The 16,877-nt window shown below is 35.7% G+C and carries 15 protein-coding genes and 1 tRNA gene; 7 read left to right on the forward strand and 9 right to left on the reverse strand.

Annotated elements, in window-relative coordinates; all coding sequences use genetic code 11:
* Positions 1 to 109 precede the first annotated feature (109 nt).
* Genes KYG33_RS17935 through KYG33_RS17945 form a run of 3 tightly spaced genes read right to left on the reverse strand, consistent with a single transcriptional unit; the run spans position 110 to position 1,629 of the window.
* The gene (locus KYG33_RS17935) at positions 110 to 706 is read right to left on the reverse strand and encodes a hypothetical protein (RefSeq protein WP_139348461.1); all 597 of its coding nucleotides are present in this window, start codon (positions 704 to 706) and stop codon (positions 110 to 112) included.
* Positions 707 to 715: 9 nt separating this feature from the next.
* Positions 716 to 1,165 (reverse strand): D-aminoacyl-tRNA deacylase, encoded by a 450-nt coding sequence (dtd, locus tag KYG33_RS17940; protein WP_219072165.1) that lies wholly within the window; start codon positions 1,163 to 1,165, stop codon positions 716 to 718.
* Positions 1,166 to 1,173: 8 nt separating this feature from the next.
* On the reverse strand, positions 1,174 to 1,629 hold the full coding sequence (locus KYG33_RS17945) for a hypothetical protein (protein ID WP_219072166.1): 456 nt from the start codon (positions 1,627 to 1,629) through the stop codon (positions 1,174 to 1,176).
* Positions 1,630 to 1,738: 109 nt separating this feature from the next.
* Here KYG33_RS17945 and greA point away from each other — a divergent pair, with 109 nt between their 5' ends.
* From greA to KYG33_RS17980, 7 genes are all read left to right on the forward strand, one after another.
* Positions 1,739 to 2,209, forward strand: a complete 471-nt coding sequence (greA, locus tag KYG33_RS17950; protein ID WP_047420150.1) for a transcription elongation factor GreA — start codon at positions 1,739 to 1,741, stop codon at positions 2,207 to 2,209.
* Positions 2,210 to 2,264: 55 nt separating this feature from the next.
* The gene (locus tag KYG33_RS17955; RefSeq protein ID WP_077413717.1) at positions 2,265 to 2,654 is read left to right on the forward strand and encodes an HIT family protein; all 390 of its coding nucleotides are present in this window, start codon (positions 2,265 to 2,267) and stop codon (positions 2,652 to 2,654) included.
* A gap of 67 nt (positions 2,655 to 2,721) precedes the next feature.
* Complete coding sequence (gene clpX / locus KYG33_RS17960; RefSeq protein WP_077413716.1) at positions 2,722 to 3,909, forward strand: ATP-dependent Clp protease ATP-binding subunit ClpX; 1,188 nt, start codon at positions 2,722 to 2,724, stop codon at positions 3,907 to 3,909.
* A 74-nt stretch (positions 3,910 to 3,983) separates the two neighbouring features.
* Positions 3,984 to 5,966, forward strand: coding sequence for a T9SS type A sorting domain-containing protein (locus tag KYG33_RS17965; protein ID WP_077413715.1), 1,983 nt, complete (start codon positions 3,984 to 3,986; stop codon positions 5,964 to 5,966).
* A 5-nt stretch (positions 5,967 to 5,971) separates the two neighbouring features.
* The gene (locus tag KYG33_RS17970; protein WP_047383050.1) at positions 5,972 to 6,193 is read left to right on the forward strand and encodes a hypothetical protein; all 222 of its coding nucleotides are present in this window, start codon (positions 5,972 to 5,974) and stop codon (positions 6,191 to 6,193) included.
* 61 nt (positions 6,194 to 6,254) lie between these two features.
* Complete coding sequence (locus KYG33_RS17975) at positions 6,255 to 7,547, forward strand: TlpA family protein disulfide reductase (RefSeq protein WP_077413713.1); 1,293 nt, start codon at positions 6,255 to 6,257, stop codon at positions 7,545 to 7,547.
* Positions 7,548 to 7,591: 44 nt separating this feature from the next.
* A tRNA-Met gene (locus tag KYG33_RS17980) sits at positions 7,592 to 7,665 on the forward strand.
* Between the two features lie 408 nt (positions 7,666 to 8,073).
* On the opposite strand, the gene KYG33_RS17985 is transcribed toward KYG33_RS17980, so the two are convergent.
* The 6 genes from KYG33_RS17985 to KYG33_RS18010 all read right to left on the reverse strand — a co-directional run bounded on the left by KYG33_RS17985 (position 8,074) and on the right by KYG33_RS18010 (position 16,852).
* On the reverse strand, positions 8,074 to 9,372 hold the full coding sequence (locus tag KYG33_RS17985) for an HlyD family secretion protein (RefSeq protein WP_077413712.1): 1,299 nt from the start codon (positions 9,370 to 9,372) through the stop codon (positions 8,074 to 8,076).
* 45 nt (positions 9,373 to 9,417) lie between these two features.
* Positions 9,418 to 9,612, reverse strand: a complete 195-nt coding sequence (locus tag KYG33_RS17990; RefSeq protein ID WP_081996761.1) for a hypothetical protein — start codon at positions 9,610 to 9,612, stop codon at positions 9,418 to 9,420.
* A gap of 60 nt (positions 9,613 to 9,672) precedes the next feature.
* Positions 9,673 to 11,868, reverse strand: coding sequence for a peptidase domain-containing ABC transporter (locus KYG33_RS17995; RefSeq protein WP_077413711.1), 2,196 nt, complete (start codon positions 11,866 to 11,868; stop codon positions 9,673 to 9,675).
* A 188-nt stretch (positions 11,869 to 12,056) separates the two neighbouring features.
* A complete protein-coding gene (locus tag KYG33_RS18000) occupies positions 12,057 to 13,568 on the reverse strand; it encodes a thioredoxin domain-containing protein (protein WP_077413710.1) in 1,512 nt (503 codons plus the stop codon).
* A gap of 787 nt (positions 13,569 to 14,355) precedes the next feature.
* On the reverse strand, positions 14,356 to 15,312 hold the full coding sequence (locus KYG33_RS18005; protein WP_317619657.1) for a DUF3810 domain-containing protein: 957 nt from the start codon (positions 15,310 to 15,312) through the stop codon (positions 14,356 to 14,358).
* A gap of 94 nt (positions 15,313 to 15,406) precedes the next feature.
* Positions 15,407 to 16,852, reverse strand: a complete 1,446-nt coding sequence (locus tag KYG33_RS18010; RefSeq protein ID WP_077413708.1) for an MFS transporter — start codon at positions 16,850 to 16,852, stop codon at positions 15,407 to 15,409.
* Between the last annotated feature and the right edge of the window lie 25 nt (positions 16,853 to 16,877).

Genomic DNA, 16,877 nt, shown 5'->3' on the forward strand with positions numbered 1-16,877 from the left:
AACTTCACCGCTTTTGAAACCTGTGGGGTTGGGAAAATAGACCTTCTATGATTACAAAAAACCATCCAGGATCACTGAATGGTTGTGTTGAGGTATGTAGGTTTAATTTTTAAAAATCATCAAACCAGTTTAATGTGTTCTTATGGTAAATTACTTTCTGCTTATTCATGATCCGGTACTGAATACCCATACTGTCCTGATTGACATTGATGAGTTTTGCTTTCTGGATCGGCAGGCTTTTATCATCTAAATAAGTCTCATTAGAAGACCATACTATTTTTTCTATAATGCTTGAATAAGGAATTCTTGAGATTTGTTTTTCAAAGATTCCTTCTTTCTTGTAAATCGTAATAAGCGGTTTGTAAAGTGCTCCCGGACGTCCTCTTTCCATTCTGTAAGTATCATTCAGGTGAATTCGCTGGTCACAGCCTATAGTTGAAAAATAATGGAGGATGCCAAAAAAGGGAATCATCATAGGTAAAATGCTGAGAACGATTCCTGAGATTAAAAGACCAAAATATACTTTAATCACTTTTTTATTCCAAAACCTGATAATGATAAAAATGGTCATCAACAGCCAGAGCCAGTTAATGATTTTATCAACGTAATATCCGGCGAAGCTATAGTTGTTCAGGCTTAATACTATTCCAAACAGGAAAATTAAAGTCACTGCAAGATAAGCAATGACTATATTTTTGTTACTCATTTATGTCATTTAGCCTTTGGTAACCGAATCCATTACGATCGTGACAGGTCCGTCGTTGACCAGAGAAACCTTCATGTCCGCTCCGAAGATTCCACTTTCCATCTTTAATCCGGATTGCGCTATTTCTTCTTTAAAATAATCAAAAAGAGGTATAGCTTTATCAGGTTTTGCTGCTTTTATGAAAGACGGGCGATTGCCTTTTTTGTAATCTGCAATCAATGTAAATTGGCTGATGCAAAGGATTTCTCCTGAAATATCTTTGACAGAAAGATTAAGTTTACCCTCTTCATCTCCAAAGATTCTTAGGTTTAAAACCTTCTGTACAAGCCAGTCTGCATCTGTTTTTTCATCATTTTCATCCACACCTACCAGCAGCATTAATCCTTTTCCGATTTCACCAACAGTTTTTCCGTCTACTTTTACACTGGCTTCAGAGACTCTCTGTATAACGATCTTCATTTTGTATTCTAATAATAAACATTTAAAGTTTTGCTTGGAGCATCATAGTTGGAAGGGTAGGTTTTAGGCGGCAGAGATGTTTTAGCTCCAGCTTCTGGCTGCCCCGTACTTAAGATCCATCTTGTGTTGTCCTGCGGGCAGATAATAGCGATATTATCCTTTACCTCAAGGGTTGTATTATTATCAGGACATATGTGAGGAGCATTTCTGTCGTATACCTTAAATCCATTTGCAGTTCGGACAATAATCAGTCCTCTTGTTCCGGACTGCTGTTCATTCACATAAATCCAGCCGTTAATATTGTTCAAAGCATAGTAGGCAGGCAGGTTTAGATTAAGGGATACATTAATGGGAGTATTGGGGAAACAGTTCACAGTATCTTCTCTGCTTCCACAAGAGTTTATAGTTAAGTTACTGAAAATCAATATACTGAAAATGGATAAGATTGAAAAAGTTTTTTTCATTTCAATTTAAATTTTTATATATTTGTAAAAATAAAACGATTACAACACGAAAACATTGTCCGGCAAATGTCGGATTATTTTTTTATACTAAAACTAAATTTTGAAAATTATGGCAAGCTATGTAACTAAGGAGGGCCTAGAGAAAATGAAAGCTGAGCTGGAACAGTTGGAAACTGTAGAGAGACCAAAAATCACTCAGCAGATCGCGGAAGCAAGGGACAAAGGTGATTTGTCAGAAAATGCAGAGTACGATGCAGCTAAAGAGGCTCAGGGGATGCTTGAAATGAGAATTTCTAAGCTGAAAGACGTTATCTCTACTTCTAAAATTATAGACGAAAGCCAATTAGATACTTCAAAAGTTTCCATCTTAACAACAGTGAAACTTAAAAATAATGCTACCAAGCAAGAGCAGGTATTTACATTGGTACCGGATAACGAAAGTGACCTGAAGACAGGAAGAATTTCTGTAAACACTCCTATTGCAAAAGGTCTGTTGGGAAAAGCTGTGGGCGAAACTGCCGAAATTACTTTACCAAACGGAAACAAACTGTCTTTTGAAGTATTAGACATTTCTTTATAGTCTGATACAGTTTCTATTTCTAAACTTCTAATATCTACCCCTAACTTCTGATAAAATGAGCACTATATTCACAAAGATCATCAATGGAGAGATTCCCTCCTATAAGATTGCAGAAAATGAAAACTTTATTGCGTTCTTAGATGCAATGCCTTTGGTGAAAGGACATACTTTAGTAGTTCCGAAAAAAGAAGTGGATTTGATTTTTGATCTTGAAAGTGAAGAATACAAAAACCTTTGGGGATTTGCCCAAGAGGTAGCCAAGAAGATCAAAACTGCAATTCCATGTGTAAGAGTAGGAGTAGCGGTGGTAGGACTTGAAGTTCCTCATGCACACATCCATCTGATTCCTTTAAACAAGGTGGAAGACATGAATTTTAGAAATGAAAGATTAAAATTAACGAACGAAGAATATACAGAGATTCAACACTCAATTATTAATTCTTAACAATCAGAAAATCGTAAAAAAGTAATTTTTTACGATTTTCTTTAACATATACATATTATTATATCATATGAACTCAAACCAATGTTCTTTCTGTGGCAGAAAAAGAAATGAAGTACAGATGCTGATTTCTGGCCAGAATGGTTTTATTTGTGAAAATTGTATAGAGCAGGCGCACGCTATTGTAAAAGATGGTGCATCCAAAACAGGATATTCACCTGCCGACAGTATGGCTGAACTTAAAAAGCCAAAAGAGATCAAAGAATTTCTTGATCAGTATGTGATCGGGCAGGATCAGGCAAAAAAACAGCTTTCTATTGCTGTATATAATCATTATAAGAGATTACTCCACGCTCAGGACGAAAACAGAGAAGTGGAACTTGAAAAGTCAAATATCATCATGATAGGTGAAACGGGAACAGGTAAAACTCTTTTGGCAAAAACTATCGCCAGAGAACTGAATGTTCCTTTCTGTATTGTAGATGCCACTATTTTAACGGAAGCAGGATATGTAGGAGAGGATGTTGAAAGTATTCTGTCCAGACTTCTGATGGTCGCAGATTATGATGTGGAAAAAGCAGAAAAAGGAATTGTCTTTATCGATGAGATTGATAAGATCGCAAGAAAATCAGACAACCCGAGTATTACAAGAGACGTTTCCGGAGAAGGAGTACAGCAGGGATTATTGAAACTGCTGGAAGGAAGTATCGTCAATGTTCCGCCGCAGGGAGGTAGAAAACATCCGGATCAGAAATATATCCAGGTCAATACTCAGAATATCCTGTTTATTGCCGGTGGTGCTTTTGACGGAATTAAAGAGATTATTGAAAGAAGAATGAACAAGCAGGCAATAGGGTTCAGTTCTGAGAAAATCAATAAAACCGGTGAAGACGAATATATATTAACAAATATTAATGCAATTGATCTTCGTACTTTCGGATTAATTCCGGAACTTTTAGGAAGATTTCCAATCATCACTTACCTCGATAAACTCACGAAAGAGACCTTGGTAAGAATTATGAAAGAGCCAAAAAATTCAATTGTGAATCAATTTGTGGAACTTTTTAAGATGGATGGTACAGATTTGGTAATAACAGATGGTGCAATTGAAAGAATCGTAGAGGAAACTATTGAAAAAGGATTAGGCGCAAGAGGGTTGAGAGGTACTACCGAAAAAGTTCTAGAAGACTATATGTTTTCAATAGGAGAGGACAAAGAGATCACCTTGACGGAAGATAATGTTTTGATTAATAGATAAAATATTTTTTTTTTAAGAAAAATAATAATACCTTTGCGGGTGAAGATTGTATTAACACACAAATAATTTATACAATGAGAAAAAGTTTATTTGCTATAGGTCTTTTAGCAATTAGTTACTCTGTTCAGGCGCAGATACTATGTCATGTTGACACTAATGCTAATATGTATGTGAGCGAAGGCACCCTAGTTTATAGCGGTGGAGGTGTACAGACAAAAGGTAATGGTCTTTTGGACGTACATGGAAATATCATGGTTGTAGGATCTGCTACGGATAGTTTTAAGACAATTGATGCTGGCGGTGCTGATAAGACTGACGGTGGAAATATCATCTTAAGACTTAATACTCCTGCTTCTTTTGCTACTTCCACGTATGGTCAGCTGTACATTGACGGATTATCCCAATCCAACATTTCAGGTATTGTTACCAAAGAATACAGAACTACAAGTAACGGTACAGGTAATTATTTCCAGCAAGTTGCTTTGCCTTTCTCTGGTAAAGCTTACAATTCATTATCTACTGAAGTTGGTAAAACTTTCAATACCGGAAGATATGACAATCCAATTCTTAAGTGGGATAATGCGAATGCTGTTTCTATTACCACGTTGAATCTAGCTCCTACCTCAACTACTTGGGATGCTTCAGGTTATTATATGCTAAAGGTTAAAAATAATGACTGGAATCCAAGCGCTCCTGCATCAGGAACCGTATTCAATATTAACGGGAAACCATATGCGCCATATGCGGGTGCTGTAACATTACAGAACGCAGGGAAGTCTAATGTGGGAGCCTCTAATGTTGTGTTCGGAACTAACGGTAACGCTCTAAACCAATACAATGAGAAGTACAATACTTATCTTGATGATAGTTTTGAGTTTACTACGAATGCATGGTCTGGAACATTCGGCCAAAATTTTTACCAATTCGGAAACCCTTTCCTTACCAATTTAGATTTAGCTAACATTGGATATACTGAAAGTGTTACAGGATCTGATGGAAATGCTGTGAAAAATATCTGGGGTATTGAATATGACCCAGGTACAATTGTGACTCTTCCAAGTGGTTCTACTTATGCTACATCTGCTAAGGTAGTTACTTTCTTACCTACAGGTGACGGAGTAGCTCCAGCTATTGGTGACGTAGATTTACTTGTAATCAAACCTATGCAGTCATTTAAAATAAAGTTAAGAGACAATACGGCTCAGACTTTAAATTTTAATACACTGAGAAGATTCAAATCTACTGCAAGAACAGCAGGTATCAATTATGATGTAACAGCAGCTAGAATGGCTGGCACTGGCAAGAATATAACCAATACTGTAAAACAGCTTGGTGTAATCGGTCTTGATGCTAATGGAAAAGAACTTTCCAGAACATACTATGTTGTTTCTCCATCATTAACAACAGGGCACCAGATTTCTGCCGCAACTTCAGTTCAGTCTTCAGCGGGTAAAAATATCATCGGTACTTTTGAAGAATCATTGAATGGTGGGTATGATAATAATTATACTAACTATTGGTTATATATTAACGAAGCTAATGAGAGTAACTTCCAGGGGAAAAATGTTAAGTTAGTTAACTACTATCTGGATCAGGTGAAATCTTATAAATTCGAGATCAGAGAAAATGCAGTGCTAATCCCAGCTGGTGCACACCAGTTATCTTCAGGACTTGGGTTCTATTATAAAGCCGAAAACGGAAACTTAATAGAAGCTAAACAAGGAGATGTTATAGCGGTGACAAATGAAGAAGCTAATTTGTATTATGGAGAACCAAGTAATATTACTTTAGCAGTAGATAAAAACAATACTACTGCATCAAGAACACTTGTAGTGTATGATCCATCTATTACAAATTACATTGTAAGATTTGATCCAAAATGGAAAAAAGCAGATATTCAAGTTTATGATATGAGCGGTAAACTAGTAATCTCTAAAAAAGCGGTTGATGCATCCAGAGATTTTGTAATCGAGCTTGATGGCTCAGTTAAAAATTCATATGTTGTAAAAATCGTTTCTGATAAGGGAGAAACTGTTAACACTAAAATCTTAAAATAAACCACATGAAAACTATTAATAAACTAGTATTAGCTCTTTTTCTTTTTGCTATAACTTTAGCAAATGCAGCCCCACCACAACCACAACCAGCTCCAACAGGAAGTGGAAATGGAGGAAATGGTACCGGAGCACCAGCGCCTATTGATATGTACGTATATATACTTGGTATTGTAGCAATTGTATTTATTGTTTACTTTACAAAAAAGTACAAAAGCGTAAAAGCATAAAATTTTATTAAAATAATATTAAACTCTCTGATTAATCAGAGAGTTTTTTTATTTTTACTCTATGAAAAAGATTTATACGCTATCTGCGGTTTTGGCTGCATTTGCTCTGCAGGCTCAATTTACAGTTACCATTCAGACTCCGGCAGACTTTAAAGATCAGGACGCTATTCTATATACATTAAACGGTTCGAAAGATATTATTGTTACCAAAGAACAAAGTAAGAATAGTACATGGACTTTTAAATACCCAAGCAGTTATATGGGAATGATGAAAGTCTATTTCCCGGGCTCTAATAATACAGTAAGCTTTATTTCAGAAAATAAAAATGTCAATGTTAAACTGGATATCCAGAATAATAAAGTTAAAGATGTTACCTATCTGGATGAAGCGAACAACCTGATGAGTAAGCAGCAGGAAGGCTCACAAAAGAAAGAGCTTATTTTGCCGGCTTTAGCACAGATTAAAGAATATTATAAAGATAATACAGACTTTGGAAAAGCACTGAAAACAGAGATCGACAGACTTTCCGGTACTTCCAGCTCTATTGATGCCGCTCAACATCCATTTATTACCTATTATAACACGAATTACAGTAAATTTATTTCCCCTTCACAAGATGCCACCAAAAAAGTAGATCAGGAGGAAATAATCAACTTTCTGGACAAGTCAAATGATATGCTGGAGACTTCCTCATTACTAAGACCAGTGTTAGTATCTTATCTGAACTCCGGAGGAAATACCAATGTTGCTGCTTCTGTTGATAAACTCTTAGACCGATTAAAAGTGGAAACTCCAAGAGGGCAGACTGTTTTATCAGAACTGATCGATATTTTTGATGTGTATGAGATGGATGAGTACAAGAGCAAATATTTGTCACTTGCCAAAAATCTTAAATGTACCATCACTGACAGACTTGCATCTACACTGAAATCGAATGCCAACATTGAAATGGGAGCTGCTTTCCCTAACTATAAGTTCCAGGCACCAGTAAATACTACTGCGAAGTCATTATATGATATAAAGGCTGATAAAAAGGTTATTGTGTTTTGGTCATCCACATGCTCACACTGCGAAAGTGAACTTCCGAAACTTCTGGAAAAATATAATGATCTGAAATCAAAAAATATTCAGGTTGTAGGGTTTTCTTTAGATGTTGACAAAAATTCTTATACTAAAAAGATTGCTGCATTTCCTTGGGTGAATGACTCCGAATTGAGAGGGTGGAACAGCAGTTACACGGATATGTACAATATTCATGCAACTCCGACGTATTTTATTTTAGATGCTAACAATAAGATTATCAACAAACCAGATCATGTTGGTGATGTTTTGGAATATTTTAAGTTAAAATAATTTTGGAGGTAAAGAAATATTTTCTATATTTGCACCACCAAAAAGGCGAGGTAGCTCAGTTGGTTAGAGCGCAGGATTCATAACCCTGAGGTCACGGGTTCAATTCCCGTCTTCGCTACAAAAAACCGCAATCATTAAATCAATGATTGCGGTTTTATTTTTTAGAATAACTGCAAATTTATCTTTTTATTTCTCCCCAATTTTTTCATTTTTTAAAATTATCGTCTTTCAATAGAAAATTAAGGGAACTATCCAGTTTTCGATCTTATCATATTCTTTTATTGGAATGTTTTAAAACAGGAGATCATTGTTTTCCCTGTATTCGCTTTCTTACCGGCTTTTTTTGATTGATCTATTGATGTACGATCGAAACCTCCCTTCGCAGAATAAAGCCCGTAATGAATGAACTATACTACTTTGGATTTTATGTACATTACTTTAAATGGAGCTAATCTGAAGTACTATAATAAAAAAAGCCGTTTTACAATCTGCAAAACGGCTTTTATTTTTTTATCTAAGTTCTTTATCAGACCTGATATCCAAGCAGCTTTCTGATTTGATAGAAGAATCTTTCAATCAATCGAAGATCTTGTGTTACGATCTCTGCACTGCCCCTAAGTTCTTTATCGAATGTAAGCGTTTTGTTGTAACTTGTTTTTAATCCTTTTGGCAAAATAACATCTACATAATAATTTCCTTTATCATCAGGAATAAGAGAGATATTCTGTACTTTTCCTTCGATGATACCATATTCCTGGAATCGATAGTTATCTAGTTTAATCAATACTTTTTCGCCCGGAATGATCTTTCCTGAGTTTACGGTAGGAACAGACATTCTGCCTACCAACTGCTCTTTATTTTTAGGAAGAATAGAAAGAATAGGTTCACCCGATTTTACAAACTGATTTTCACCAAAAAACTGCTGGAAACTGGCAACACCATCTGTAGATGATATAACAAGATAATTCAGTTCCCATTGTTTCAATGATTTTCTCAGTTGCTCAAGAAGCTGTAAAGTTTGTGAAGAGTATGTAATTCTGTCTTTTTCTGTGTTAATGGCCGTTCCGCTTTTAGTTTTATTAAGATTGGAAACCCCTTCATCCATTTGTGATATGGAGATTTTAAGATTTTCAAGATTTTGCTGGGCCTGAAGATATTTGATCTTTTCATTTTCAAGTTCCATAGCAGAAATAACTCCTTGATTGAAAAGTTCCTGAGACCTGTTGAAGTTTTTCTTAGTCAGATCATATTTTATTGATTCCAGGTTTTTCTGTTGTTTTAAGGTAGCAATTCGTATGCGGTATTCAGAAATACTCTGATTGGCTGCCAGGTTTTCCGGAGCATAAGGCTGTAATCTTGTAAAAAGGGCTTCATCCTGAAATGCTTTTGCAAAACTATTGTATTCACCCTGTAATTCTCCCAACTTGAACCTTGAAGCCTGAGCAAGAGGGAAGCTATATAAATTATCAGGAGTAATGGAATCTACCAGTTTTTTCAACTCTAAAATATCCTTATAGTTGGCTGCTGACTGCATTACCATCAGAACATCATTCTTTTTAACTTGCTGATGGTCTTTTATGAATATTTTTTCAATTTTGGAACTTGTCCTTGCTTCAATTTTCTCTGGAGGATTCTGCGAAGTTACAATAATAGGAGCCGGTACAAATTCCGGATATTTTATGATGTAACTCATCAAGAGAATCAGCAGGAGAATAATAAATATAACAGTATTTCCCCAGCGTATCATCCAATGTGGGGGCTGGGTAAGAATATCCTGTACGCTTTCTGAGCGGAGTTCAATATTGTCTAAAACGTCTTCTTTCATTTTTCTAAGATAAAATTTCCCCCAATATTTCAGGGGGAATATAATTTAACCAAATGGGCAATTCCCGTCATACCACGATGGTGGTGAAGTATCAGCATCCGGTGGACATGCAATGTGATGGAGACGGCATGGCATCCAGCTGCCAAGACACCAGGAACCACAGCAATTGTTGTCCGGAATAACTACACCTCCGCTGACAAATGTCAGTTCTTTTCTCGAAAGTTTTTTTAGATTTTTCATGATTAAAATTAGTTTTTGTTTTTCCTACTCTATAAGCTTTTCGGTTCCGCTATATTTTGGCTAGCTTCCTAATTCAAGCTGATTTCTTACAAGTCTGTAATATTCTCCCCTCAAATCTACAAGATCTGCATGACTGCCTTCTTCTACAACTTTCCCCTGATCCAGTACAATGATTTTATCCGCATGTCTTACCGTGGAAAGTCTGTGGGCAATAACCACTGCTGTTTTCCCTTTGAAAAACTGCTCAAGGTTTTCCATAATTACTTTCTCATTATTGGCATCCAATGCTGATGTTGCTTCATCAAACAAGATATATTCAGGAGATTTGTAAACAGCTCTTGCAATGAAGAGTCTCTGTTTCTGACCGCCGCTGACCCCAACACCTTCATTTCCTATTTTCGTATTATAACTTAACGGAAGGCTTTCAATAAATTCCTTGATATTGGCTATTTCTACAGCACGTCTCAGTTTTTGTTTGTCAATATGATCTTCACCTACAGCAATGTTATTGGCAATAGTATCGTTGAATACATAGCCTTCCTGCATTACCACTCCGCAATGATCTCTCCAGTATCTTGGGGAGATATTCTTCATATTGGTGCTTCCGATTCTGATTTCACCCTGGTCAGGATCATAAAACTTCATTAACAGCTTCAACAGGGTTGTTTTTCCACTTCCACTGGCTCCCACAATAGCTGTAGTCTGCTGATAAGGGATCGTAAGACTTAAATTTTCAAAAACCGGAACATCAGAACCAATATAACGGAATGACATATCTTTGATCTCGATGTCTTTCTTTGGAACATCTGTAACATACTGCTCATTTTTATCCTCCTCATCGTCTTTATCATGAATTTCCCCTAATCTTTCAAGGGAAATCTTAGCATCCTGAGTCTGCTTGATAAAGTCGATAAGCTGAAGAAGAGGGCTGTTCAACTGTCCGATAATATATTGTACAGAAAGCATCATCCCTAAAGTAAGATTTCCGCTCAAAACCAGCTTTGCAGAAAGGAAACTTACCAGTATATCTTTCATCTGGTTGATAAAATTTCCTCCAACAGACTGCCATTGTTCTAATGAAAGTGATTTTATTCTGATTTTAAACAGTTTTACCTGAAGAAATTCCCAGTCCCATCGTTTCTGTTTTTCTGCATTATGCATTTTAATCTCCTGCATACCGTTGATAAGCTCAATCACTTTACTTTGTTCCTGAGAGACCTGAGAGAACCTTTTGTAATCAAGTTCCTTTCTCTTTTTCAGGAAGAAACTGATCCAGCCAATATATAATATCGCTCCAACAAGGTAAACAATGAATAATCTGTAATCATAAAACAGTAAAACAATACTGAAGATGATAAGGTTTACCAGTGAGAAGAGGGTGTTTAACGATGAACTTGTAAGCAGCTGCTCGATTCTGTGGTGGTCATTTATTCTCTGCATGATATCTCCGGTCATTCTCGTATCAAAGAAACTTATCGGAAGTCTCATAAGCTTGATAAAGAAATCGGAGATGATGGAAATATTAATTCTCGCCGAAAGATGGAGAAGAATCCAGCTTCGTATGGTTTCAATTCCCATTCTTCCAAGAAATAGCATAATCTGTGCAAGTAAAACGACATAGATAAAATTAATATCCTGGTTCTGGATTCCAACGTCTACAATACTTTGGGTAAGAAACGGGAATATCAGGGATAATAAACTTCCTCCCAGAAGCCCTATGGCCAGCTGGATTACAAGTCTTTTATATTTAAGGAGATACTTGGAAAGAAACGTAAAGCTGGCTTTACTTTCTTCAGCATCAAATTCTGTCTGAAAAAATGCTGGTGTTGTTTCAAGAATCAGAACAATTCCTTCTTCTGTATTTTCGTTTGCATTTTCTCCGATCCAGGATTTGATAAACTCTTCTCTTGTATACGTAATAAGTCCATAACTGGGATCTGAAATATATACTTTATTATTTTTGTCAATCTTGTATACAACCACAAAATGGTTTTTATTCCAGTGTGCTATACAAGGAAAAGAAACCTCTTCTGTAAGGGTATTGAAATCTATCTGGACTCCCATAGACCGGAATCCGAGGTTTTCTGCCGCATCGCTTAGCCCAAGAAGGCTGCTTCCTTCACGTGTTGTTTCGGAAAGGCTGCGAATCTGCTGCAGAGATATACTTTTACCATAATACTTACTTACGATCCTGAGACATGTAGGACCGCAGTCTTTGGTATCTGGTTGCTTATAAAAAGGAAACTTTTTTTTCAAAACTACTACTCATTATAAAATGCCGTCAGCGGGTGACGACATTTACTTTAATTCAATTATAATTCAATGAAATGGTAAACCGGAAATAGTCCCATTTGTCACTGTTTTTCTGCTCTTTTACATCTTATCAGATGTTATTTTTGTTTTTCCTAAGATAGTGAAATTTTCAGATGAATGATATTTATTTACTAAATCTCATCATCTTCTATTAATTCATCAATAAAGAATAAAATATCTTCACGATCATACTTGTCAGGGAATTGATATCCGTTGATGATAAAAATCGGGGTGAAGTTTAATCCTGCGTTACTGTTTTCGGTAGACATCTCTACTAGTGGATTCAGGTTTTCCGATGTTACATTTCCTCCGGAAAGAGCATTGATTTTACTTTCGTCCTTAGTTTCAAACCATTCTTCTACAGCATGTAGGAACTCTTTTTCAGGCTTGTTATGGTAGATATGAGTTAAGTCTGAAATAAGCTGTGTGTATTTTTCAGGAGCTCTTTCGGGACTGTAATTGAATCTCATCTGTAAAGAGATCGTATCAGGGTATTTTTCCAAAAGGCCTTCTGCCAGTTTATGAGCATCCTTACAGAAACCGCAATATGGATTGGATACGATAGAAATACGAAGTTTCGCATCTCTTTTTCCGACAGCAAAAGTTTCGGTATTCTGGAATTCGATTTTTGGATTCTGCTCCATTTGGTTTTTGAACAGCTCATAATTTCTTTTGAATCTAAGGTTTTTCGCATTAGATTTTTGTAGCGCTTCTTTTTGTTCAAGAAGAGTATTGAAATAAATAACGGCAGAGAATACCAGAGCCCATAAAATGACTGTCAATAAAAGTGTTCCCACACTGAAAGACATATTCTCGAAAAATAAACTGCTTACTACTATTTGTGCTGCAAGTATTGAAATAATCAAAAGACATACTCTACAAAACGTTTTTTCTACAAAAGCCTGAATGTATAGAGAATACCCTATTGCAAGGATAGAAACAAAGGTGAATCCTTTTACAATATAAGCTGTAGCCGGTAAAAATAATCCCAGCACGGTAAGTCCTGCAAAATAGATCAGGGAAAAGTCTGCAAATTTTAACCCTAAAATACTGGTCTTATCCTGCTTAATAATTTTATCACATGAGTTGACTGTCTGGCTGGCAGCAGCACCTCCACCACATATACTTCCGATTACGGTAGATGTATTCCCGAATTTCTGATTGAAGATTTCAAGTGAAATATATACTCCAGCCAGAGAGAGAAGATTGAATAAGGCTTCATAAATGGTTTGGCTTATAAATGAATAAGCGAGAACAGCTGCAAAAATTAAATAAAGTACCGGCTTGAAATTGAAGGCCAGTTTATTTTCTGCATTTTCGGTCTTTTCAAATAACAGTACAAAATCAGTTGATTTGGTATAAAGTTCTTCTTTACCGAAGGTTTTTGCTTTTTCTGAGTATACTGAATAATTGCTTCCTGACTTTTTTACAAGAGAAAATGAATTTTCAACAATAGCAATAAATTCTTCCGGAAGTTCGTCCCAATATTCTTTGTCTAGTTCATAAGCATCATTTTTCACCCCCATAAAGTTAAGCGTGTCACTGAAAGCCAATGCAGATGGATAATTGGGATGTGAATTGAACTGGAAAATGAATTCCTGTTTATCGAGTTTTAGGTGGTTAATTAGTTTGTCAAAAATCATGTTAATATTTTTATCTAAAATACACAGATGTTTTAAATATACAAAAATTTTTTTCTTTTATTAGTGAGATATAAACGGCTATTGGTAGATTAGATTTGACTTTCAATATTTTATTTCACAAAATATGGGTTCCAAATTTAGGATATTCTAATAAAATTATATGATTTTATTGCTGCTTAGTGTAGAATTTATTCATAGTATTATTAGATAAAGCAGGAGTTTTGGCTTAGAATACGAAATTTTTCAAATGAATTGGTTTTAAGACGTAAGATGCGGTTTCGCAGGCGGTTGTTTAAAAGTTTTTCAGGGTTATAGTTTACATTCAATTTCATGCGGAAAGCAATGGAATAAATTGGAATAATAAAGGCTATTATTTTTGATCAAAATCTTGACATTTTTACGATATAAATAGTAGAAATATATATAAAATACGGTGGATAACTCCTTTTTTTAAAATGACGAAAACAGGGTAAAAACCGAATGTTTTTTATTTAAACAAATGTTTGATTCTATGGTAATTTAATAGGCTGTACGGGTTTAAACGATGTTTTTCATATCGAATACTGGTGTTGATTGCGATTTGTCAGAATGTGGTGTAAACTCAAAAAAACTTAAAAAATCATAAAGTTTTCATAAAGTTTTAAAAAAGGATGTAAATGTTTTTGTATTTATAAAATATGTCGTACTTTTACATCGCCTTGAATGAGGGAACAAGTCAAGGTAATAAATTTTTTTTCATCATTTGTGTTTTTAGAATCGTATCGCCTGATACGATTCTTTTTTTTATTTATTTTTCATAGTTTAAGAGAAGATCTATAAAGTAAGAATAGGTGACAGAACCTTCCTGCTGATTGCTTTTCAGGAAGAGATTATTGGCGTATCCAAAAAAATCATCCAGCCAGCCCTGATGACTGAGTACAAAATTCTTCTCATACATACGGTCTCTTTTCATTGCAGAAGAATATTGATGTAGAACATTCTTGACGAACTCCGGATCTTCCTCCACAATGAACCTTAAAAGGCTTTTTAAAGTGAAAAACTCAGTGCTGTATCTCAACTCAGGATTACTGGAATGAATACCTATTAAATACCCCACAAAATTAGCCTCCTGTTCTCTGGCAAAACCCAGCTGATGGGAACTTTCATGCGCCGTTGTGAAGGGAATAAATGTGGAAGGTAATTCAGCGTTATATTGAGCTTCAGCAGTAAAGGGATTGTAATATCCCAAAATACCTGTAAAACTCATTATATTTTTGAATAAACTGGGTTTAATATCCAAAATCTGAGTCGCCCTTTTATTTGAAATATAAGAAGGTAATTTTGCCTGTTGATGCAGAATTTCCTGTTGTATAGAATTAAGGTTTGTAATGATAAATACTCCTTTGCTGTCTTCCCGGACAGATTGCCTGGTCAGTTTACATTTTTCAAGGTAAGAGAGAGCCAGTTTTTTAGCCTTTTCCACATCAGGTTCTTTCTGGCTTGAAAGCTTCTTGATGATAGGAGTCTGGAAATACAGCATTCCCCAAAAGATCTGATAGATAAAATAAAAAATATTGATGATGATCAGAGTTCTGAGCATAGAATTATGTCTTCGCTGCTTTCTGAATAGCATGATGCAATAATACAAAAGGAAAGCACCTAATATGATATAAATAAGGTCTCCTGTAGAAAATGGAATCCAGCTGAACAATGCCTGATGGGTTCCTTTTTGAAGTTCAAAAAAGCTTTCAAAAAACGAGATCATCACTCTGGATTTTGAGCAAACATAAAACAAAAGAAATTGGGCAAGTAATACACCTGCCCAAAACCTTTTCTTTTTATATATTGTTTTCGTTATATTAATGACCATTGCCTTTAGATACTTTATCAAGATCAATGCCCTGGGCTTTTAGAATCCCACTCACACGGATCGCATAGAATGCAAGATAAGCAAAACAAATAACCCCTACGATATAACTGAAATGAATATTCGTAATATCTGCAATATATCCCTGTATAATGCTTACAATACCTCCACCCATAATCATCATAATAAGTAATCCTGATCCTTGATTGGTATGTTTTCCAAGCCCGTTAATCGCCAATGCGAATATACATGGCCATAAAGTAGAGCAGAAAAGACCTACACTGGTAAATGCATAGACAGATACCATTCCTTTAGTGAACATTCCTATCAGTAAAGCGGTAATCCCAGCCAAAGAGAAGATTAAAAGCATTCTTGCCGGGTTTCCTTTACTTAAGATATCACAAATAATCATGGCAATAATAATGAATCCATATACATAGAATGGAGACAGGTCATGTTTTGCAATAGCATTTACAAGTAAAAATACACCAAATGCAAGATAAGGAGCTAAGAACCTTAAGATTTTTTTGAATCCGGCATTCACATCAAATGCTTCTACAGCACCTGTCCAACGGCCGATCATCAATGATGCCCAGTATAAAGAGATGTAAGGGGCCACATCTTTTGTTTCAAAGCCTAAGTTTTTTTCCATATAAGCCGGAAGATTACTGGCTGTGGAAACTTCTACCCCTACATACACGAAGATCGCGATCATTCCCATTACCAATTGAGGATATTGAAATGCTGACTTTCTGTGCTCACCCGGAGTTGAATCATCTGTGTTTTCAGTATTCGTTGGAGTTACAGCAGGAAGAGAAGAGAATTTAAGCATTAAAGCCACAAGAGCAAAAGCTGCTCCTAATATCAGATAGGGAGTTTTTACACTTTCTATACTTGCTTCCGTATTGCCTGCGCTTGCAGAACCAAAAATAGCAAATGCAACAATAAGCGGTCCTATTGTAGTTCCTAAGTTATTGATTCCCCCAGCCATTGTCAATCTCTGTGATCCTGTTTCTGTAGGACCTACTTCAATAGCAAGCGGATTGGCAACAATCTGCTGAAGAGAGAAGCCTAAACCTACAATAAATAATCCGGAGATCATTAAAGGGAAAGAATGCATATTGGCAGCCGGGTAAAACAACAGGGTTCCCATTGCTGAAATAAGAAGCCCCACAATAAGGCCGTTTTTATACCCGATTTTATTGATCAAATCCTGTTTCAGACTCTTTGATATGATCATATAAATTAAAGAACCTACAGTATACGCTACATAAAAGCATATCTGTACCAGCATACTTTCAGTTTGAGATAGATTGAAGGCTTTTTGAAAAACGGGGATCAGAATATCATTACTGGCTGCTACAAATCCCCAAAAGAAGAATACAGTAACCAATGGAATGAATTGGGCCCAATTGGTTTGTTTAGAATAATTTGACATATTTATTATAGATTTCACAAACAAA

Origin of the sequence: Chryseobacterium sp. D764 (assembly GCF_019317325.1) — a bacterium.
Classification (GTDB): Bacteria; Bacteroidota; Bacteroidia; order Flavobacteriales; family Weeksellaceae; genus Chryseobacterium.